This is a genomic window from Lederbergia graminis (assembly GCF_042655485.1).
Classification (GTDB): Bacteria; Bacillota; Bacilli; order Bacillales; family Bacillaceae_C; genus Lederbergia; species Lederbergia graminis.
The window spans coordinates 183053-202955 of the sequence record NZ_JBHSMC010000020.1 but is presented as its reverse complement, the minus strand read 5'-3'; the positions used below and the strand labels follow the sequence as shown (position 1 = coordinate 202955).

20 protein-coding genes and 1 pseudogene are annotated in these 19903 nt (G+C 38.6%); 18 read left to right on the top strand and 3 right to left on the bottom strand.

The window, feature by feature from the left end; genetic code table 11:
* The first annotated feature begins 117 nt into the window (after positions 1 to 117).
* The 3 genes from ACFPM4_RS15435 to ACFPM4_RS15425 all read left to right on the top strand — a co-directional run bounded on the left by ACFPM4_RS15435 (position 118) and on the right by ACFPM4_RS15425 (position 3522).
* Positions 118 to 897, top strand: coding sequence for a sugar phosphate isomerase/epimerase family protein (locus ACFPM4_RS15435; protein WP_382353600.1), 780 nt, complete (start codon positions 118 to 120; stop codon positions 895 to 897).
* A 3-nt stretch (positions 898 to 900) separates the two neighbouring features.
* The gene (locus ACFPM4_RS15430; RefSeq protein WP_382353597.1) at positions 901 to 2034 is read left to right on the top strand and encodes a Gfo/Idh/MocA family protein; all 1134 of its coding nucleotides are present in this window, start codon (positions 901 to 903) and stop codon (positions 2032 to 2034) included.
* Between the two features lie 105 nt (positions 2035 to 2139).
* Positions 2140 to 3522, top strand: a complete 1383-nt coding sequence (locus ACFPM4_RS15425) for an ABC transporter substrate-binding protein (RefSeq protein WP_382353594.1) — start codon at positions 2140 to 2142, stop codon at positions 3520 to 3522.
* Positions 3523 to 3579: 57 nt separating this feature from the next.
* On the opposite strand, the gene ACFPM4_RS15420 is transcribed toward ACFPM4_RS15425, so the two are convergent.
* The gene (locus ACFPM4_RS15420) at positions 3580 to 4083 is read right to left on the bottom strand and encodes a DinB family protein (protein ID WP_382353591.1); all 504 of its coding nucleotides are present in this window, start codon (positions 4081 to 4083) and stop codon (positions 3580 to 3582) included.
* A gap of 318 nt (positions 4084 to 4401) precedes the next feature.
* Between ACFPM4_RS15420 and ACFPM4_RS15415 the strand changes: the two genes are divergently transcribed.
* From ACFPM4_RS15415 to ACFPM4_RS15405, 3 genes and pseudogenes are all read left to right on the top strand, one after another.
* Complete coding sequence (locus ACFPM4_RS15415; protein ID WP_382353588.1) at positions 4402 to 6252, top strand: family 43 glycosylhydrolase; 1851 nt, start codon at positions 4402 to 4404, stop codon at positions 6250 to 6252.
* Between the two features lie 581 nt (positions 6253 to 6833).
* Positions 6834 to 7292 (top strand): PH domain-containing protein, encoded by a 459-nt coding sequence (locus ACFPM4_RS15410; RefSeq protein ID WP_382353585.1) that lies wholly within the window; start codon positions 6834 to 6836, stop codon positions 7290 to 7292.
* A gap of 397 nt (positions 7293 to 7689) precedes the next feature.
* A pseudogene (locus ACFPM4_RS15405) lies at positions 7690 to 9081 on the top strand (aldehyde dehydrogenase).
* A 69-nt stretch (positions 9082 to 9150) separates the two neighbouring features.
* On the opposite strand, the gene ACFPM4_RS15400 reads toward ACFPM4_RS15405, so the two are convergent.
* Positions 9151 to 9372, bottom strand: coding sequence for a hypothetical protein (locus tag ACFPM4_RS15400; protein ID WP_382353582.1), 222 nt, complete (start codon positions 9370 to 9372; stop codon positions 9151 to 9153).
* 176 nt (positions 9373 to 9548) lie between these two features.
* Here ACFPM4_RS15400 and ACFPM4_RS15395 point away from each other — a divergent pair, with 176 nt between their 5' ends.
* The 10 genes from ACFPM4_RS15395 to ACFPM4_RS15350 all read left to right on the top strand — a co-directional run bounded on the left by ACFPM4_RS15395 (position 9549) and on the right by ACFPM4_RS15350 (position 17236).
* A complete protein-coding gene (locus tag ACFPM4_RS15395) occupies positions 9549 to 9854 on the top strand; it encodes a transposase (protein WP_382353579.1) in 306 nt (101 codons plus the stop codon).
* A 167-nt stretch (positions 9855 to 10021) separates the two neighbouring features.
* A complete protein-coding gene (locus ACFPM4_RS15390) occupies positions 10022 to 10570 on the top strand; it encodes an NADPH-dependent FMN reductase (RefSeq protein ID WP_382353576.1) in 549 nt (182 codons plus the stop codon).
* A 205-nt stretch (positions 10571 to 10775) separates the two neighbouring features.
* Entirely contained in the window at positions 10776 to 11252 is a 477-nt protein-coding gene (locus ACFPM4_RS15385) for a pyridoxamine 5'-phosphate oxidase family protein (protein ID WP_144928293.1), read from the top strand.
* A 177-nt stretch (positions 11253 to 11429) separates the two neighbouring features.
* Positions 11430 to 11633, top strand: a complete 204-nt coding sequence (locus ACFPM4_RS15380; RefSeq protein ID WP_382353573.1) for a helix-turn-helix transcriptional regulator — start codon at positions 11430 to 11432, stop codon at positions 11631 to 11633.
* 2 nt (positions 11634 to 11635) lie between these two features.
* Complete coding sequence (locus ACFPM4_RS15375) at positions 11636 to 12166, top strand: hypothetical protein (RefSeq protein ID WP_382353570.1); 531 nt, start codon at positions 11636 to 11638, stop codon at positions 12164 to 12166.
* Positions 12159 to 12479, top strand: a complete 321-nt coding sequence (locus tag ACFPM4_RS15370; RefSeq protein ID WP_382353567.1) for a hypothetical protein — start codon at positions 12159 to 12161, stop codon at positions 12477 to 12479. The genes ACFPM4_RS15375 and ACFPM4_RS15370 overlap by 8 nt, the downstream gene beginning before the upstream one ends.
* Positions 12480 to 12715: 236 nt before the next feature.
* Complete coding sequence (locus ACFPM4_RS15365) at positions 12716 to 14992, top strand: ATP-dependent DNA helicase (RefSeq protein WP_382353564.1); 2277 nt, start codon at positions 12716 to 12718, stop codon at positions 14990 to 14992.
* 475 nt (positions 14993 to 15467) lie between these two features.
* Complete coding sequence (locus tag ACFPM4_RS15360; protein ID WP_382353561.1) at positions 15468 to 16094, top strand: lysozyme inhibitor LprI family protein; 627 nt, start codon at positions 15468 to 15470, stop codon at positions 16092 to 16094.
* Positions 16095 to 16127: 33 nt separating this feature from the next.
* Complete coding sequence (locus tag ACFPM4_RS15355) at positions 16128 to 16613, top strand: GNAT family N-acetyltransferase (protein ID WP_382353558.1); 486 nt, start codon at positions 16128 to 16130, stop codon at positions 16611 to 16613.
* Positions 16614 to 16678: 65 nt separating this feature from the next.
* Complete coding sequence (locus ACFPM4_RS15350; RefSeq protein WP_382353555.1) at positions 16679 to 17236, top strand: GNAT family N-acetyltransferase; 558 nt, start codon at positions 16679 to 16681, stop codon at positions 17234 to 17236.
* A 51-nt stretch (positions 17237 to 17287) separates the two neighbouring features.
* Here ACFPM4_RS15350 and ACFPM4_RS15345 read toward each other — a convergent pair whose 3' ends face one another.
* Positions 17288 to 18067, bottom strand: a complete 780-nt coding sequence (locus ACFPM4_RS15345) for an alpha/beta fold hydrolase (protein WP_382353552.1) — start codon at positions 18065 to 18067, stop codon at positions 17288 to 17290.
* 152 nt (positions 18068 to 18219) lie between these two features.
* Between ACFPM4_RS15345 and ACFPM4_RS15340 the strand changes: the two genes are divergently transcribed.
* A complete protein-coding gene (locus ACFPM4_RS15340) occupies positions 18220 to 19296 on the top strand; it encodes a DUF4279 domain-containing protein (RefSeq protein WP_382353726.1) in 1077 nt (358 codons plus the stop codon).
* Positions 19297 to 19344: 48 nt separating this feature from the next.
* Entirely contained in the window at positions 19345 to 19848 is a 504-nt protein-coding gene (locus tag ACFPM4_RS15335; RefSeq protein ID WP_382353549.1) for a GNAT family N-acetyltransferase, read from the top strand.
* Positions 19849 to 19903 lie beyond the last annotated feature (55 nt).

Genomic DNA, 19903 nt, shown 5'->3' with positions numbered 1-19903 from the left:
TTGATATTATCAAATTAGTCAGATAAATACCAAGCTTTTAAACAGAGGAGTGTATGATTCTAGTTTGAAGCGTTAGCTGACAGATGATACAAATCCAATACCAATAGGAGGGGTAAAATGAAATATACAATTGCGTCTTACTCATTTAATGGATTACACCGAGAAGGGAAAATGGACATTTTTCATTATTTAGAAACGGTGAAGTATCGCTACCATCTCAACTCAGCAGATATTTGGAACATGATGCTCGATAGTTATGATGAAGATTATTTAAAGAAAGTAAGAGAAGCAATGGACGAGAAAGATATGTATCTAGCAAATCTATGTGTAGATGCTGCGGAAGTTTGGGATGTTGACCCGGATGCTAGAAAGCAATGGTATGAGAATGGGTTGAAGAACCTACGTGCTGCAGAAATTCTCGGTGCACAAACTGTTCGGATTGATATGGGTGGAAGAGATTTGGAGATGACCGACGAACAGTTTGAATATACGGTGAAACGTTATCAAGAATATGCTCATATTGCTCAAGAATCTGGATTTATGGTAGGGCCTGAAAATCATTGGGGAGCTTCCAGAGTACCTGAAAATATTAGAAAAGTGTATGAAGCAGTCGATCATCCATCATTTGGAATTCTATTACACTTTGACAATTGGGATGTAGACAAAGAGAATGGCGATCGTCTATGTGCAAAATATGCATTTCATACTCACTTAGCTGCATGGGTTATACCGAATTGTGAAGAGAAACTACAAATCTTGGAGGATGTTGGTTATAAGGGACACCTTGGAATTGAACATCACTCTGGCATAAATGAGTTTAGTCAAGTGGAATGGCAATTTGCTACTGCTAAAAATACTTGGATTAATATGCAAACCAAGAAAAAGGTAGGTATATGACATTTGAATACGATTCGGATTGGTATTATAGGTGTTGGAATTATAGGGAAGACCCATTTAGATAACTATGCTGAAATAGCAGGTGTGGAAATAGTTGCAGCATGTGATATTAACGAAGCAGAGTTAGCATATGTTGCGGAAAAGTACAATATCCCTCATACGTACACGGATTATAGAGAAATGCTGAAGCGGGATGATTTGGATGCGATTGATGTGTGTCTTCATAATAACCTTCACGCACCGATCACCATTGCGGCATTGCAAGCTGGAAAACATGTGTATTGTGAAAAACCAATCGCAGGATCATATATCGATGGAAAGAGAATGCTAGAGGCTGCAAAGGAATATGGGAAGAAGTTACACATCCATTTAAGTTTCCTATACGCCACAGAAACGAAAGCAGCGAAAAAATTAATAGATGGAGGAAATCTAGGAACCATCTATCACGCTCGTTCCACTGGTTTTAGGCGAAAAGGGCGTCCTTATGTAGATGGTTACGGAACAAAGGAATTTCTCCAGAAAAAAGTAGCTTCAGGTGGCGCATTATTTGATATGGGAGTGTACCGCATATCGCAGTTACTATACTTATTAAATATGCCAAAAATGAAAACGGTTTCTGGTAAAACATATCAGGAACTAGATATGGATGAAAAACGGAAACAAATAAGTGGTATTGATGTTGAAGAACTTGGGATGGGTTTTGTCCGATTTGAACAAGGGTTAACAATGGATATCATCGAATCTTGGGCCATCCATCTTGGAGGTTTTGAAGGTAGTTATATTGTAGGAAATCAAGGTGGAATCCAATTTCCTGGATACACGAATGGGGTGAATACTCCTTTTAGTTACTATACATCTGTAAATGGAATGGATATGGATGGAACCTTTGATTTAGGTAGCGCAAATTATAGATGGCATCAATTAGAAGAAAATACAGATGCCTACGATTCATCACAACATCATTGGATCGCAGCACTGCAAGGCAGGGTGGAATTATTGCCGACAGCAGAACTTGCTCTGCAAACAATGCTTATAAGTGAAGGAATCTATTTATCCAACAAATTAGAGAGAGAGGTAACTGCGGAGGAAGTTATTGATAATTCACAATCTCAGTCATTAATAAGTATCAATCAATAACGGACATTTCATTTTTCCGTAATGAAGATTCGATAAAGAAATGAAAGCGTTTGCCAAGTCGTTATGACACACTGGCCTTATAAGAAAAAATGTGAGGTGGATTTGATGAAACGGTTTAAGTTTTTCATGATTATAACAACCATCATCATCTTGCTTATCGGGTGCAGCAGTGATCAAACATCTTCTGATGATAAGAAAGATACTGAGAAAAAAGGAGATAAAGAACAAATTACGATTTCGTTTGGAACATGGAATAAAGGGACGGAAGATGAGCCGAATCTAGAGAGATCACTAATTAAGGCATTTGAAGCAGAATATCCACATATAAAAATAGAGTTGGATCAATCGATTCCAAATGATCGATGGACAGATGGATTGGCTACGGCAGCAAGTGCAAAGCAAATGCCAGACGTCTTTATGCTGGCAGAGGTTCCCCCTGGTGTAGCAAATGAATGGCTATTAGATATTACAGTAATAGCTTCAAATGATCCAGAATTTGCTAATGTACCACAAGCTGTTCGCGATGCTGCAACTTACAATAATATTATTTATGCGGTTCCAGCAGGACAACAATTCTTAGGGTACTATGTGAACAAAGATTTATATAATCAAGCGAATTTAGATGTTCCTGAACACGGAATGAGTATCGATGATTTTGTCTCGTCTGTTCGAGATATAACAAATATTAATGAGGGCAAGGTTGGGTTTGCAAATGCTATGGCAATACTAGACTGGTATCCTACGGCAGTGACCGACAACCTTGGTTGGTATACATTGACAGATGAAGGCTACCACTTAGATAGCAAGGAATTTATCAATGGATTGAATTTGGCTAGTAATCTTATGCTAGGCGGTAACGCATATGAAGGACTGACAGATGAGCAAAAGGCTAATTTTTCAGGTGAATGGGGTGGAGAGGTTTTCGTTAACGGTGGTATCGGACTAACATGGGATGGAACATGGGCAATTCCATTTTTTGAGGAAAATGCTGAATTCGACTGGGACTTCGTTAGCATTCCAGGTGGCCGAACTGTTGTAGCGAATGATTATATGGGAATATCTAAGACAACCGAACACCCAGAAGAAGCTTATTTATTTGCGAAATGGATGAGTTTTGGGAAAAAAGGCTATTTAAAACGATTAGAAATTGCACAAGAGGAAGGGTTTGGATTAGATAGTTTACCAGTTACAACAGATCAAGAAATATTAGATGCGTATTTCGAACTTCAATCTCTTCCAGGATTAAGGAAGGCATACGAAAACTTAGACAAAGCGGTAGTAGAACCAGTGAAGACAGTGCCTGGCTATGTTCAATCCAGATGGGAAGCCCCAACTGGTGTAGCAATTGAGGACAATTTGAATGCTAATATTAGTCAACTATTGGAAGCAGCTGTAAAAGGGACGATTAAGATAGAAGACTACATTACGCAAATAAACGATTTGGCAAATAATCAATATAAAGAAGCTAATGATGCGATTGCGCCATAATGGTTGGAGAAAGGGCAGAGGTACACATACCACTGTCCTTTTATTTGCTATATTTTATTATAGTGGTGGATTTTCCACACCTAAATGAATCCAATCTTCTTTAGGAGGCCCGTAAACTCCGAAAGGTTTTAGTCCTGCCTGGCGCATTAGAACAGTAACTTGGCCACGGTGGTGAATAATATGCTTTATGAGTCCCATTAATATTTGAGTATTTGTTTCTTCCCTGCCAAAAGCGATTTGAACTTCCAGTAAAGATTCGTCTGTCCACTGTTGTTCTAAGAGTTTTGGTACTAGAGCGCTAATATCTTTAAATGTATTTGCAATGTCTACAGCAGATGTTGGAACATTTTCTCCATCATAGTCTGTATCAATTTTAAAACCAAAGTGGGTCAAATACTCTGGGATATTGGTAGTAAAATGCCACGCTATTCGTCCTAAAGTGCGTCCTTCTGGATATACTTTTTGTTGCAATGAATCATCAGTAAGACCATCTAACACTTTTTCTGTTAGTGATGCCTCCCATTTCCACTCTCTAATAAAATCGGCGATTGTTACATACATAGACTCTCCTCCTTTTATTCTTTTTTTATTATGACATAACTTTCTTTCAGATTCGAAAATCAATTATTGGACCGTATCGTTCTTATTACCTACCTGAGGTGTTCTTTATTAGATACATATACCTAAAATTCAGAAAATTAAAGGTAATTATGAATGTAAGATGGAAATTAAATTGTTGTTGGCTAATTTGAAAAGTAGGGGGGAAAAGCATTTTAGCATTGGCCAGCAGAGTGTTAGGGCGTGAGACAAAAGTAGTATTTCAAATGCATAATGGGACGAGGAAACTGACCCCATGTCCCAGAAAGGTTGGTGGATGAAATGGATGTAAAGGGTAGGAGGATTTTTAGGGTAGCGTTATTGTTTATTATGTTTTCACTTGTACTTACTTCATCTTTTTATGCAGAAAATCTTTCCGATACGACAGCAGTAACAGTGTCTACCGAAGAATTTTCAAATCCGGTGAATACAGCAGGAGCGGATCCGTATGTAATGCTTCATGATGATGGTTATTATTATTTCATGCGGACACTTGGACATCGTCTCGATATTTGGAGATCGCGTACCTTAACAGGAATTGATCTTGGGGAGCGGAAAACAGTTTGGACTAGACCTGCAAACTTACATGATATTTGGGCGCCTGAAATACATCATATCGACGGAAAATGGTATATCTACTATACTGCGAATACAGGCTGTGGAGATGCATGTCGAGGTGTGTATGTACTTGAAAATGATTCTGCCAATCCGTTAGAAGGGGAATGGGTAGATAAAGGAAGAATCAACACACAATATTCTGGTCTTGATGGAACGGTTTTTGAACATAACGGTGAAAAATACTTCTTATATGCGGCCTATGGTAACTGGTCTGGGCAGCATGGTAGTGCGATTGCCATTGCCAAAATGGTGAACCCGTGGACATTAACCGGTGAAAATGAAATTTTAACATACCCAGAATATGCTTGGGAAAAGTATGGGATGCATGTAAATGAAGGCGCTGTTATCTTGAAAAGAGAAGACAAAGTGCATCTAGTTTATTCTGCAAGTGCATGCTGGATGGATCAATATGCCATTGGAATGTTATCGACCTCAGAAGATAGCAATCTATTAGATCCTAATGCTTGGACAAAATCAGCTGAACCATTATTTAAAAGTTCTCCTGAAAATGGCGTATATGGGCCTGGACATAATTACTTTGTAAAATCAAAGGATGGAACACAGGATTGGATTGTGTATCATGGCAATAACAATCCAGGAGAAGGTTGTGGTGCACGACCGACACGCATGCAGGAAGTAAACTGGAACGCTGATGCTACACCAGATTTCGGTATTCCAACGAATGGTCCTTTAGCAGTTCCATCCGGTGAATATCGCATTGAGGCAGAGCATGGAACATTGCATAAAGTGAAGCTAAATAATGTAAAGAATTCTACGAACCAAACAGTATCTCTTAATAATGTCAATAGTTCACTGTTAATCGAGGATATTAATGTTCCAGAAGCGGGAACGTATACAATGACGGTGAAGTACTCTAATTATGCTGGTCCAGATGCGACAAGCTATGTATCTGTTAATGGCAAGCCGGCGACCGTTCTCTCTTATCCTAGTACTGGGAAAAATAATTTTAGTACTGTCACGATGGATGTAGAGCTTCGAAAAGGCTACAACAATATGATCGAGTTTACGAAGAAAAAACATCAACTCGAAATCGATTATATTGAGATCTCTGGGAAAGTTACCGCTTCCGTGGAATCAGGTGCGGAATATAAGCTTGTAAATCCACATGGGAATAAAGCATTACATGTGGATGAATGGAATAATGTTCTCACTTGGGATGATTCCGAAGGAGGAGATTCTCAGCGCTGGGAAATGGTAGCGTTGGAGGATGGAAGTTATAAAGTGGTAAATCCTGCGACGAATATGGTTTTGGCGATTGAAGGTGATCCACAAACACCGTGGGCAAATGTGAACGTGCAAGCATGGAATAATACTGACATCCAAAAGTGGAGAGTTGTCCATGTTGGGGGTGGATATTATAAATTGTTTAATGTTGCGAGTGGTAAATCACTTGATGTAGGTGGTGCCAACATTGACAGTGGCGCAAATGTCGGCACGTGGGAAGACATCCCAGGTGGACCAGCGCAGATGTGGGTGTTGTATAAGTTGGATTGATGGGAAGGTAAAAAACAAAAATATCCTAAATGTAAATTTGAGCAAAGTTATAGATTAGTTATGCCGCTACGGAAATACACTACGCTTTCCGCGGGCGGTTCGGAAGCCTCCTCGGCGCAATATGCGCCTGTCTAGCTCAGGCTCCTAGCAGCTAGCGAACGAGTCATTCCTTTCCCTACGATAAGTCAACATCGGCTCGTTCCTCGCCGTGTTTCCTTTATCTCAGTGCAGGATTGTCTCCCGTTCGTACGCCGCTGATCAGTCGCCTTCGCTTTTCTATCTGTAGGGTCTTCCGGCTACCGTACATCCCGCAGGAGTCTCCGTGTATTTCCTCCGCTGATTATGATAGCTTTTAATTAGTTTTTACCATGCCAAACTATCTTGAGAAAATTCAAGCAATAGTTTGGCCTTTTAATTCTATCCACATTCACATTCTGTGTGCTTTTTAGCCTTTTTTATTATTTCCTCTCACCTGAATACTGCAAACTTTGTGAAAAATTTTATTACTAATATTGAAAAAGTTATTGAAACCTTTATAACCTATACCCGTATAGAAAATTAGATGGAGGTGTGGTGATTAAATGGTTTTTCGTTCAAAAGTAGATGCGTTTTTTATTAATTTGGCGTTGATTGTTGTACTTGTTCTTGCTTTGGGTTCCTTTTTTCCTTTTTTCATTGAAGAAGTTCGAAATGAACCAGCAAATGTTTTTATACCAGCAGTGATCATAATGACTTCAATCTTTCTTCTTTCAACAGGTTTTATCTTATGGACTGTATTTGTAGTGAAGTATGTCTTTCATGAAGATTATTTATTTATAAAAGGTGGTCCGTTTAAAAGTCGTATTCCATACGAAAATATAACAAGGGTATCACCTACAAACGCCGTCTTTACAGGTCATCGAATATTGTCCTCGAGAGATGCGATTGAAATCTTTAATAAAACAACATTTATGGGAAGCATAAAAATATCACCAAGTAATAGAAAAGAGTTTATGGATGAACTTAAGAAACGTTGTCCTCACATCCAGATTCAAGAATGATAATTCATAAATAATACCCTGTTGCAGTATGGAGCAATGTAAAAAAGAATGACCCATATACTTTGAAGTTTCGTGAACGATAAAACCATGGCGTGGAGTGATTTCCATGCCATGGTTTTGGTGTGTTCAATGAAACTTTTTGCTGGTACTGTACGTATTTTTAGCCATACTAAATCAAAGGTGATGCTGGATGAAGTTGTATGATTTGATATACTTTGTAAAAGAGAATTCGCTTATATTTGCTGTCACAGTCTTAATGTTTTTAATGTGGAAAATTTATAAAGACGAAAGTGAAATAATAGAAGCTTTGTTACTGGAATAAGGTAGTTTTGTAGCTAATCTTATTGTCTATTGAAAATGATACCGGCAAACTGGGTGTCTGGTCTAGGAGGTACCTATGTTAGAACTAACGAACGAAAAAGCGGCGGAAATTCTGGAGGAGCACCATCGTTTTTTTGCTACGAATAAAACGAAGGATCTCGATTTTCGCTTACAACAGTTGCAAAAATTGCGAGCTGCAATTAAGAAATATGAGACGAATATATTAGAAGCACTTGAAAAAGATTTAGGAAAACATTCATTCGAGGCTTTTGCGACAGAGGTTGGTTTCACATTAAACAGTATTACCCACACGAAGAAGCTGTTGAAAAAGTGGGCGAAACCGAAAAAAGTCGATACACCCATCGCTTTGTTTCCGGCGAAGAGTATGGTGGTGTACGAGCCATATGGAACGGTGTTAATTATTGGTCCGTTTAACTACCCATTTCAACTCCTAATCGAACCTTTAATTGGTGTGATTGCGGCTGGAAATACAGCGGTCATCAAGCCATCAGAATTAGTCCCAAATGTATCCTCTGTAGTGACGGAAATGATTGCTGATACGTTTGATCCGTCTTATATTCGTTCGGTTCCAGGTGGGGTCGAAACGACTACATCGCTTATTCATTCCCCATTTGATTACATTTTTTTCACAGGAAGTGTGACGGTTGGAAAAATTGTCATGGAAGCTGCTGCAAAAAATCTAATACCAGTCACATTGGAATTAGGCGGAAAAAGCCCTGTCATTGTTGATAAGTCAGCTGATTGAAAAGTGGCAGCAGAAAGAATTATATGGGGGAAGATCGTAAATGCTGGACAGACTTGTGTAGCACCAGATTATGTGCTTGTGGAAGAGTCTAGGAGAGATGAGCTCATAACAGAAATGAAGCAAGTGTTGCAGCGATTTTTTGGTGAGGTAATAAAAGATAGTAAGGATTTCGGTCGCATCGTCAACGACCGCCATTTCAATCGGTTAATGGGAATCTTGGAACAAGATAGGGATCAGATTATTGTTGGCGGTGGGGTGGATGCATCGACCCGATTTATTGAACCAACACTACTAGACGCTAACTGGGATTCGGCTGCGATGCAGGAAGAAATTTTTGGTCCAATTTTACCGATTTTATCCTATCAACACCTGAATGAAGCAATTGTGGCGATTAAGAAATTTGCCAAACCATTAGCACTATATCTCTTTACAGAAGACAAAGCAGTGGAGGATAGAGTTTTAATGGAAATTTCTTCTGGAGGAGTGTGTATTAATAATACACTCACACACTTAGGAAATCCTGATCTACCTTTTGGCGGCGTCGGGAATTCCGGAATTGGCGCATATCATGGCGAATACAGCTTCCGAACATTCTCCCATGAAAAAAGTGTACTGAAAACAAGTTCCAAAATTAATATAAGACTACTCTTCCCACCATACAAACACAAAAACGACCGACTCGTACGAAAATTTTTGAAATAGAGGAGAACAAGGGAGGGACAAGGGGTCAGGATAGGTGTCCCAGTTAGAGGTGGTACAGGGGGTCAGGATTCATGTCCCGGTTACATGAAGGGACATAGGGTCAGCTTTCATGTCCCAAGGTAGTGCAGATGGGACGGTGGACCTGACCCCGTGACCCTCTGAACCCATGAACCTCATCAAATGTGTTCCTCCTCTTAACTCTTCCATTTCTGACTGCATTAATTTCATTAACTTCTCACTATTTTCTTCAAAAACAAGTTTCATCACAACAATAAGTGGTTGATGCTCCATTTTTTTCACCACCTTTCGATTTATAATTCAAATCTATCTTTTTATTTACAAGGCAGGACAAATATTTATAGATTTTTCGATTTCGTTTTGCTAGCGTTTTATACCCGTTTTTTCATAACCATCGATTATCGTGGGCAAATTAAATAGGATACAAATTTTATCGCGTGGTGATGAATATGAAAATTCTATTAGTATTAGGAAGTATTGTCATTCCAATTGTAATGTTTATATTGCGAAAAAAGTGGGGGAAGCTTCATTTGACTTTTAATTTACTCGCTATTATTTCTGCACTTATTTTCGGTAATATTGCCTCGATCTCAATTTATAACATTTTGGTAGATAACACAGTTTTTATGACGAAGATTCATGCTATTTTCTTAAATCCATTTTTCTTAATTACTGGTAGTTATCTTGGGGTATATATTTTATATCTACTCCTTATCTTTACTATAGATAATCGAGATATGAAGGGGAAGTATTGAAATGGGACAAGGAACCTGACCCCATGTCCCACATGGATACAGGCTAATGTTATGGGAAAAAGTAGTTTGGTACATGTTCTAATAATGTGAGAAGAGCAAATAATTGTACAATTATGATAGAAGCTATTAAAATGATAGTATCACACTAAAAGAAAGGAAGTATCAACATGACAAAAGTAGGTATTATTGTAGGAAGTATTAGAAACAATTCTTTTTCAGAGCAAATCGCTAAAAATGTAGCACCATTATTCCCAGAAGGTTTTGAGACAGAATTTATCGAAATCGCAAATTTACCATTGTACAACCAGGACTATGATGAAAATTCTCCTGCAGAGTATACTGCATTCCGCGAAAAAGTAAAAAGCGTAGATGCTGTTTTATTTGTAACTCCTGAACATAACCGTAGTGTACCAGCTGCATTGAAAAATGCACTTGATGTTGCATCTCGTCCTTGGGGACAAAGTGTTTGGGATGGCAAACCAGCTGCAATCATTAGTCAATCTATTAGTGGTTTAAGTGGATTTGGTGCAAACCATCATTTACGTCAAACTCTAGCGTTTCTAAATATGCCAACAGTTCAACAACCGGAAGCATACTTAGCAAATTCTCAAGACTTAGTAGACGAAAATGGAAAAATTACAAGAGAAGATACAGTTGAATTCTTACAAGGATTCGTAAATGCATTTGTAGATTTAATTAAAAAACATACAGCTTAATGAATGAACCCGTAAATGTTGCTTAGACGGCATTTGCGGGTTTTTATTTTCTCTAATTATAGCCTCGATCATATATAGTTCCTCTTTGAAGGCGAAAACTATCAAAAGGATTACATCCTTAATTCATTCCTATTGTTTTACTACGTTTAGCCTGCATAGAAGGTTGGTATAGAGGATACTATAACGATGAAAGAGGTGATGCAACATGATGAAGCAGGATGAGATCGAAACATTAAGAGATTTAATAAAAGGCATAGATGTTGCGATGTTAACAACGGCTACGGAAGAAGGGCTAGTCTCTCGTCCGATGAAAACGCAAGAAGTTGAGTTTGATGGAGACTTATGGTTTTTTTCGAAAAAGGATACTGAAAAATATGAAGAAATAATGCATGATCAAGATGTGAATGTTGCATATGCTGGTAAATCCTATGTTTCTGTTCGTGGCAAAGCGGAAATTGTGGAAGATGTGAACAAGAAAAAAGAATTATGGAGCAAAATGTATGAGAAAATCATGCAAACTTCTTATGATGATCCAAATGTAATTTTAATCAAGGTGAATGTGGAAGCAGCCGAATATTGGGAATCCGGAAATCTCATAAAGAATATTGTTTATTACTATAAACGGATGACAGGGCAAAGTTCGAGAGATACGGACATCAATCAAACAATTGAACTGAATTAAAAACAATAACGGGACATGGGGTCAGTTTCCTTGGACCAGTTTGATAACTGGGACGCGGGACCTGACCCCGTGTCCTTTTTTTTCTGACAATTCAGTTGACAGTGTGTACTATATGAGATATATTTATAACGCAATGAGATGTATTTATAACATAAAAGTGAATGAAGGTGATTACATGTGTGGCGAACAAAGCTGAAGGAGTTTAGGGTAAAGCACGATATGAATCAACAAACATTGGCGGAATTAGTGGGGGTTAGGCGGGAAACAATCGGACATTTGGAACGTGGAACGTATAATCCTTCTCTAAAATTAGCATGGGATATCGCAAAAGTTTTTAACGTCTCAATTGAAGAGATTTTTGAATATGTGGAGGAGGAGTAAAAATGGATGAAAGAAGCGAGCAGTTGGTTGCTAGGGGAATGGCAGTAACGCTTGGTCTATTGTATGTTGTCCTCTTTGTTTCATGTATTTGGAAATATGTGACAACAAAGGATATTACGAATAGTACGTTGGAATTAATTTTGATCGTCATGATTCCTGGTGCGATTGCTTGGTTTGCACGGAAGGATGAAAGTCTAATTATACCAACGATGTCTACGACGAGAAAAGAAATTCCTACTGGAACAGATGAGAAGTCCGTAAAAAAGAGAAAAAAACATTATTTTATCGACGCAATCGGTTTAGCCTTCATATTTTTGCTTTTTACGATTATCGATTCATTGTTCATTCAAAAACAATGGGATCATTTTAGCGTATTTCCAGAAGCAAGTGAGAGCATCAATATAACCGCTTCACTATCGCTGGAGTTTTTGTTGAGTATCATTATCTTTTATGCAATAGCTTACGTGCTCGATGAATGGAAGGTAAAAAGATATAATAAAAGATTAGAAGAATTGGGGTATTTTGATGAATAAATATGATAAAAAAATACTAGAAATAGCTCCGAATAATGGAAGTATTCATGAACTGATTCGGCGTCCGATTAGAAGTGGTTTCCTTCGTTTTGTCGATATGATGTTCGACAATGTGTTGGTTGCAGCAGACGGATTATCTTCCACAGGAGCATATTATTTACTAGTAGGAGATACTTCAGCTGAACTCGTACATATTGAAAAGGATCTTCAAGTTTCACAACAAAACGTAACCCAAGTAGTTAAACAATCAGCGAAAAAACGATCGTTTGAATTTGAAGGGAATAAATATAAAGTTCATCGGAAAATTAGATAGATATCTAGAGCCAGCTTTTGAGTATGTAAGCTGGCTTTTTTAGTGGATTCGATGTTGTGACGTGACTCCCATGTACCATGCTTTTTTATTGCTTAATGGACACGGTACTGGGACGTGGGACCTGACCCCATGTCCCTTTTTCAGAATTGTTCCGGAATTGTGTGGGTGCCAGGCACCTATGTCCAACTTTCCACTTGGGGAGGTATCTTGTAAAATGGTGGTATGGATGTGATATTATGCTACCTGAAGTAAGGCTATCTGTTCGGGCATTAGTGGAATATGTGTATCGGAGCGGAAGTATTGATAATAAGTTTCGTACAGCAACCACGATGACGGATGGAACAAAAGCTCATAAAGCGATTCAAAGTACATATGAAGAAACTGATTTTAAAGAAGTTTTTCTAAAGACGGAAATGGAATATGAAAATTTGAATTTTCTCATTGACGGCCGTTGTGACGGGTTAATTATTCGTGATGATGAAATCCTCATTGACGAAATTAAGTCAACTTCCAAGGATTTGGCTTCAATTGAAGAGGATCGTTATCCTGTTCACTGGGCTCAAGCAAAGGTGTACGCCTATATTTATGCAAAAGATCATGAACTTGCGGAGATGACTGTGCAATTAACGTATATCCATGTGGTGACAGACGAAATCAAGAAGTTTCAAAAACGGTGTACGTTTGAGGAACTTGCGCTGTTTGTTCATGACCTGGTGAAAAACTATGCACCATATGCGCAGCTAATGCAGAAACATCAATTACGGAGAGATCAAAGTATTGAATCATTACCGTTTCCGTTTGAACAATATCGAGAAGGGCAAAGAAAGCTGGCAGGTGCCATTTATAAAACTATTTCCGAGGAAAAGAATATTTTTGCCAATGCACCAACTGGAATTGGTAAAACAATTTCGAGTATTTTTCCAGCTGTAAAAGCACTTGGGGAAGGCAAAATGAAACGGATGTTTTACTTAACAGCCAAAACGATTACGAGGCAAAACGCTGAGGAAGCTTTTGCTCATTTGAAAAATAAAGGTCTTTGTATGAGTGCGGTAACGATTACGGCAAAAGATAAGGTCTGTTTTAAAGAAGAAACGCGCTGCCAGAAAGATTATTGCGAGTTTGCGAATGGCTATTATGATAGAATTAATGATGCGATATTGGATATTTTTTCTAATGAAACATTCATTAGTAGAGCGGTGATTGAGGAGTATGCACGCAAACATACACTGTGTCCTTTTGAGTTTTCGTTGGATTTGGCCTATGTAGCGGATGCGATTATATGTGATTATAACTATATTTTTGACCCAAAAGTGTCTTTAAAGCGATTTTTCGATGAACATAAAAGCCAATCTGTTTTATTAATAGACGAAGCTCATAACTTAGTGGATCGAGCACGCGAAATGTTTTCGGCCGAATTAACGAAGTCGACGTTTTTGTCTTTAAAAAGGGAATATAAGGGCGCTCCACTGTATGATTCTGTGAACAAAATTAATAAGTATTTTATTGAATTAAAGAAAAAGTGTTCAGAGAATGGGCAGCTTGTTGTGAAGGATTTGGAAGAGGATCTAGTTGAATTGCTAGAAGCATTCGTAGAGCAGGCCGAAAAAGAGTTATTGCAATCGACTAGCGAGCAGCAATTACTATTGGATACGTATTTTGCGGCGACGGGATTTGTGCGCATCGCCAAGCTCTATGATGAACGGTATGTCACATATGTGGAAGCTGGAAAGAGTGAGGTACAGCTGAAAATGTTTTGTTTGGATCCTTCTCATTTATTACAGCAGATTCGCAAGAAGTTTCGTTCCACAATTTACTTTTCTGCGACATTATTACCACTGCAGTATTTTATGGACATGCTTGGTGGAACGACGGAGGATTATACGTTAGCTATTCCGTCCCCATTCGCGAAGGAACAAACAGAAGTTTTTATTCAACCAGTATCGACGCGCTTTCATGCAAGAGAACGGACGAAAAAACAAATTATCGACATGTTAAGTAAGTTAGTGAAAGAGAAGCAAGGAAACTTTCTCATCTTCTTCCCATCCTATCAATATATGAAAAGTGTATATGAGGATTTTATAACAGCACATCCTAGCATACGTACGATCATACAACATAATGCAATGGATGAGGACGAACGTGAACAATTTTTAGCAGAGTTTAAGGAAGATAGTACTGAGGGATTGCTTGGGTTTGCCGTTCTCGGTGGTGTATTCTCGGAAGGGGTGGACCTGAAAGGGAATCGGCTGAATGGGGTCATTGTGGTTGGCGTTGGACTCCCGCAGCTTGGATTAGAGCGGAATATTATAAAAGAATATTTCCAATCCATCGGCAAAAACGGCTATGATTATGCCTATACATATCCAGGTATTAACAAAGTCCTGCAAGCAGGTGGAAGATTAATCAGGTCTGAAACAGATACAGGGGTGATTGTTTTAGTGGATGATCGCTTTTTGACACCGAAATATCAGGCATTGCTACCAATGGAATGGAGAGAATTTGAGATAATTTAGGGTGGATGAAGTTCGTTTTATTGGAATAGCAGTGGATTTAAGTGCAGGCTGTTATTTTTTTTGTGGGAAGTGGGTGTGGTTGCGATTGGGAGCATTGTGTGAGGAAGATTCTGATTGCAGATTTGCGTGGGGAAACGAAGAGAACATATGATTCCTGAGTGAGTTGAAAAAGGATGTGGAAGGGAATCAAAAGGGTGCGAATGATTCCTGAGTGGGTTGAAAAAGGGTGTGGAAGGGAATCAAAGGGTGCGTATGATTCCTGAGTGATTCGAAAAAGGGTGTGGAAGGGTCAAAGATGGCGTATGATTCCTGTGTTATCTGAAAAAGAATGAGGATGGGAATCAAAAGTGGTGAATGATTCCCACCACGACTTAAAACGAATGTAAATGGGAATCAAAGTGCTCGATAACTGCTCAAACATGCCTAAGAATTTTATGACTGAACATCATTGATTTAAAACATAAGGAGGATGAACATGAAGAAAAAGTTCGCATTTTTACCAATAATAATAATTGTTGTTTTATTAGCTGCCTGTGGTGACAAAACGAAAGAATCAAATGCTGAGCCCGATAATACTAGCGATAGTGTAACGCAAGAAAGTGAAGTGAAAAATGATGGCGTTGCAGAGGTAGAGGAGACTTCAGAAGAAAGCAATGCTGAAAATGATGTTAGTGATGAGCTTGCAGAGCAACAGGAAACGGAACAAAGTGACGCTGATGCTTCTGAACAGAGCGAAACAGAGGTTGTGGAAAGTAAGAGGGAAGAATATTTAAAGAAGTTGAATGAAATGCAAGAAGTAGATAGAAATTCAGAAGTAGGGACAACCGTCGCCGAGTTAGAAGAGCAGGAAGCGAAGAGATATGAAAAATGGGACGCTGAGTTGAATGAGATTTACAGATTGTTAGAAGAACAGCTTAGTAGCGATGAGATGGAACAATTAAGAGAAGAGCAACGCAGCTGGATAAAAGAGAGAGACGAGATAGCAAAAGAGTCATCTGAAAAATACAAAGGCGGTTCAACAGAGGCATTAGAATATGTCGCTACGCAAGCAGAACTGACAAGAGAAAGATGCTTCACGCTTGTAGCGCAATATATGAAATAAGAGAGAGCGCACTGCCATCGAGAGGAGTTTTATATGGAAAATAAAATAGAAATTAGACCGGTAACACAAGAAAATATTAGAGTATGTGCAAAATTAGAAGTAGCTGAAAATCAAAAGCAATTTGTGGCTCGGAATTTGGCGACGATTGCATGGGCGTATGTAGATCCAAAATTTACTCCGTATGCAATTTGTGATGGAGATACGGTGATAGGTTTATTGGCAGTTGAATATATTCCAGAAAATGAGCCATATGATCGTCACTGGGTTCCGAGATTCATGATTGGAGAACAATTCCAAGGGCGAGGATACGGAAAAAAAGCGATGAAAAAAGTAATCGAAATGATATCAGCACAGGAAGATTGTGAACGAATTCGCCTTTCTGTAGTCCCAGAAAACGAAGCCGCCATTCATTTCTATAAAAGCGTAGGCTTCATAGAAACGGACGAAATGCTAGAAGACGAACGTGTAATGGACTATATGTTGGTGCCTGGCACCCGCACAACTTCGGAACAATTATGATAGTTTTGAATTGTTTCAGAGTTGTTTGGGTGCCAGGCACCGGAAAATTGAGGGGATTTTAAGAGATGAATAGTTTTCCTGTGATTGAGACGGATAGGTTATTGTTAAGAGAGATTACGGATGAGGATGCGAGTAGCATTTTGGAATACCTGTCAGATGATGAGGTAATGAAGTATTATGGTTTGGAACCTTTTACTTCCATCAATGATGCCCTAGATGAGATTTCTTGGTATAAGTCGATACGAAGTAAAAGAACTGGAATTCGATGGGGAATTACATTAAAGGAACATGATGTTGTAATTGGTAGTTGTGGTTTTCATAACATTGTGGCTCAACATTTCCGTGCAGAAATTGGTTTTGAGCTGAGTAAAGAGCAGTGGGGAAAAGGTATAGCTGCAGAGGCAGTGGAAGCAATTATAAGACAAGGATTCCAACAGATGAATTTTCAACGTATAGAAGCATTAATTGAACCTCGTAATCTAGCATCACAAAAGTTAGTAGAAAGACTAGGGTTCGTAAGAGAAGGATTATTGAGAAGCTATGAATATACATGTGGGAAATTCGATGATTTATATATGTATTCAGTGTTGAAGCAGGAGTGCCAGGCACCGGAACAATTCTAATCCAATTCGGAAAATTCCTAATTGAACCAGAGTTGTTTGGGTGCCAGGCACCTAAACAAATTGTTCGAGCAGTTTGTTGAATTTGTCGCGTTCTTCCCAGAATGGTCCGTGTCCACTATAATGAAATGGTACGAGTTGTGAGTTTTTTATGGCTCGGTTCATTTCTTGGGCTTGTGTGAAAGGGATTACTTTGTCATGAACTCCATGAACAATCAAGGTTGGAACATTGATTTTAGGTAAATCTAAGTCTAATTTTTCATCTCTTAACGTTACAATTATAGCAGCAGTGGACCAGCCAGCAGCTTGAAATCCTAGATGAAGGAACCAGTCGGAAAAAGGCTTCGTAATATTTTGGAAAAAGAATGTATCGGTTACTTTCTGCATCATGTTTGGCCGATCATTAAGGGCATCATGTAGGAAACTCTGTGCTGTTTCTTTTGTGAAACCTCTTGGTGCTGCTGCGTCTACAAGAACAAGTTTTTCAACACCATGTGCATGATGACGAGTAATATAGCGAATCGCAATGGCGCCTCCGGTGGAATGGCCAACAAGTGTGACATTTTCTAATTGAAGAACATCGATAATCACGCGAATATCATCCGCTAATCGATCGAAATTATAACCGTCTAATGGTTTATCGGACTGTCCAAATCCTCTCCAGTCGACACCGATACAGCGATAGCCTTTTGCTGGCAAAACATCAAACTGATATTCAAACTGCTTATGACTTAGTGGCCAGCCGTGGATGAATAAGATCGTTTTCTCGCCATTAGGATTCAAATCTTCTACAAACAAATTAACATCTTCTTCAACGGAAACAAAATACCCCAAAACAATTCCCCCAATAAGCATCATCTGCAATAAAATATTCAAGACAGTTGTTTAGGTGCCTGGCACCGGAACAATTGCATAAATTCGGAATAGTTCCGGAATTGTGTGGGTGCCAGGCACCGATTAAAAAAGGAGGTTTTGTGTTGGAGTATGTGAAGGGAGTTTTGGAGGAGGAAGGGGTTTCGATTCCTTATTTTTATACGAAGTTAGGTAGGTCAACGAAGAAGCTTGCGATTTTGTTACCGGGTAAGGAGTATACGACCCAGGGACCGATGTTTTGGTATGCAAATCAAGTGTATTTGGAGCAAAATTTTGATACATTACAGTTTCAATATCCTTTTATGGATATTGAGGAGGATAAGTTACCAAAGCTTGTCCATGGAATGATCGAATCTTTTTTACAACAACATGAGTATGATTCCATCCATTTTGTCTCATTAGGTTTGGGATCTACGATTGTTGCCTATTCTCTTAAGCAAGACGTATTTTCCAACGTACAGTGCGTATGGTATTCACCGTATATTCATCAAGACAGTGTGCTCGATGCGCTCCTAAACCGTCCATGTAAAGGACTTGTCTTTTTAGGAGATGAAAGTGAATTAGTTCATGAAGAAGGGGCTCGTTTGATAGAGGAGAAGGAGCATTTAATTATTGCTCAAGTTGGTGGAAATGCCCTTTTTGAGTCCGTTTCGATTGAAATTAATATAGAAACAATGGCTTCAATAGCAGCAACAATCAAACAGTTTATTCAACATCAGAAAATAGAGCTTATTGAGGAAAAAACGACCATCCGCGTTTATTTTAGTCTTTACGGGAATAATTTTCCGTTAGATGCAGTTTCAGAAAAATTAGGATTACAGCCGACGAATTTAGATAAAGATGGGAATCCAATAATTCCGCCAATTCCAACAAACCATCCTTACCCTGAGTCATTTTATCACGTAACGGATTGGGAACTCTCAACAGATGACGAAGAATCGATGGATTTGGAAGTACAAATGAGCCAAATTATTGGAAAGCTACGCAGTAAGGTTCCTGTCATTAATGAGTTGCGAGATACATATGGATTAAAATCGCATCTTCAAGTTGTGCTCCATGTTCATTATGGAAAATCACCGGTAATGACACTGGATAAAAAGGTTATCGAATTTGCGCATCAAATCCAAACAGAATATATAGATTTTGACGTCTACGTATTCCCATTTGATGAAAATCTCAGTTTTGGATGAAGGTTTTGATTTTAAAGGTAGGAAAATATAAATAACTGGGGGACAGTAATGGAGTTTAGAAAATCGAACAGCAGTGATATACAGAGCATAATGAAGGTCATAAGTGAAGCTAAAGTGTTTTTAAAAGAGCAAGGAGTAGACCAATGGCAAAATGGATATCCGAATGAAGAGTCAATTCAAACGGATATTAAACATGGAGAAAGCTATGTTCTCGTGAAAAAAGGGGAAGTGGTCGCAACCGCAATGGTCACTTTTAGAGGGGATCCTGCCTATAATTTGATACACGAAGGGCAGTGGCTTAGTAATGAAAAATATGCAGCAGTTCACAGAGTAGCCGTAAGTAGAGATCATAAAGGATTAGGGTTGTCGACGGAAATCCTTAAGCATGTAGAAAAACTTTGCTTAGAACACAACGTTCATAGTATTAAGATTGATACACATAAAGAAAATATCCCAATGCAAAAGGTTATTTTGAAAAATGGCTTCCAGTATTGCGGAATCGTCTATATTGATGGTCTGCATGAGAGAATAGCATTTGAAAAATTATTTTAGTGATGGATTCATCTATGGAAGAAAGTTTTTAAAAAACGAATACAGGGGGATAGTT

What these genes read in the sequence shown, in the direction of transcription:
- ACFPM4_RS15435 (WP_382353600.1), top strand. Translation starts at nt 118, where the DNA reads ATGAAATATACAATTGCGTCTTACTCATTTAATGGATTACACCGAGAA.
- ACFPM4_RS15425 (WP_382353594.1), top strand. Translation starts at nt 2,140, where the DNA reads ATGAAACGGTTTAAGTTTTTCATGATTATAACAACCATCATCATCTTG.
- ACFPM4_RS15420 (WP_382353591.1), bottom strand. Translation starts at nt 4,083, where the DNA reads ATGTATGTAACAATCGCCGATTTTATTAGAGAGTGGAAATGGGAGGCA.
- ACFPM4_RS15415 (WP_382353588.1), top strand. Translation starts at nt 4,402, where the DNA reads ATGGATGTAAAGGGTAGGAGGATTTTTAGGGTAGCGTTATTGTTTATT.
- ACFPM4_RS15410 (WP_382353585.1), top strand. Translation starts at nt 6,834, where the DNA reads ATGGTTTTTCGTTCAAAAGTAGATGCGTTTTTTATTAATTTGGCGTTG.
- ACFPM4_RS15400 (WP_382353582.1), bottom strand. Translation starts at nt 9,372, where the DNA reads ATGGAGCATCAACCACTTATTGTTGTGATGAAACTTGTTTTTGAAGAA.
- ACFPM4_RS15395 (WP_382353579.1), top strand. Translation starts at nt 9,549, where the DNA reads ATGAAAATTCTATTAGTATTAGGAAGTATTGTCATTCCAATTGTAATG.
- ACFPM4_RS15390 (WP_382353576.1), top strand. Translation starts at nt 10,022, where the DNA reads ATGACAAAAGTAGGTATTATTGTAGGAAGTATTAGAAACAATTCTTTT.
- ACFPM4_RS15385 (WP_144928293.1), top strand. Translation starts at nt 10,776, where the DNA reads ATGATGAAGCAGGATGAGATCGAAACATTAAGAGATTTAATAAAAGGC.
- ACFPM4_RS15375 (WP_382353570.1), top strand. Translation starts at nt 11,636, where the DNA reads ATGGATGAAAGAAGCGAGCAGTTGGTTGCTAGGGGAATGGCAGTAACG.
- ACFPM4_RS15370 (WP_382353567.1), top strand. Translation starts at nt 12,159, where the DNA reads ATGAATAAATATGATAAAAAAATACTAGAAATAGCTCCGAATAATGGA.
- ACFPM4_RS15365 (WP_382353564.1), top strand. Translation starts at nt 12,716, where the DNA reads ATGCTACCTGAAGTAAGGCTATCTGTTCGGGCATTAGTGGAATATGTG.
- ACFPM4_RS15360 (WP_382353561.1), top strand. Translation starts at nt 15,468, where the DNA reads ATGAAGAAAAAGTTCGCATTTTTACCAATAATAATAATTGTTGTTTTA.
- ACFPM4_RS15355 (WP_382353558.1), top strand. Translation starts at nt 16,128, where the DNA reads ATGGAAAATAAAATAGAAATTAGACCGGTAACACAAGAAAATATTAGA.
- ACFPM4_RS15350 (WP_382353555.1), top strand. Translation starts at nt 16,679, where the DNA reads ATGAATAGTTTTCCTGTGATTGAGACGGATAGGTTATTGTTAAGAGAG.
- ACFPM4_RS15335 (WP_382353549.1), top strand. Translation starts at nt 19,345, where the DNA reads ATGGAGTTTAGAAAATCGAACAGCAGTGATATACAGAGCATAATGAAG.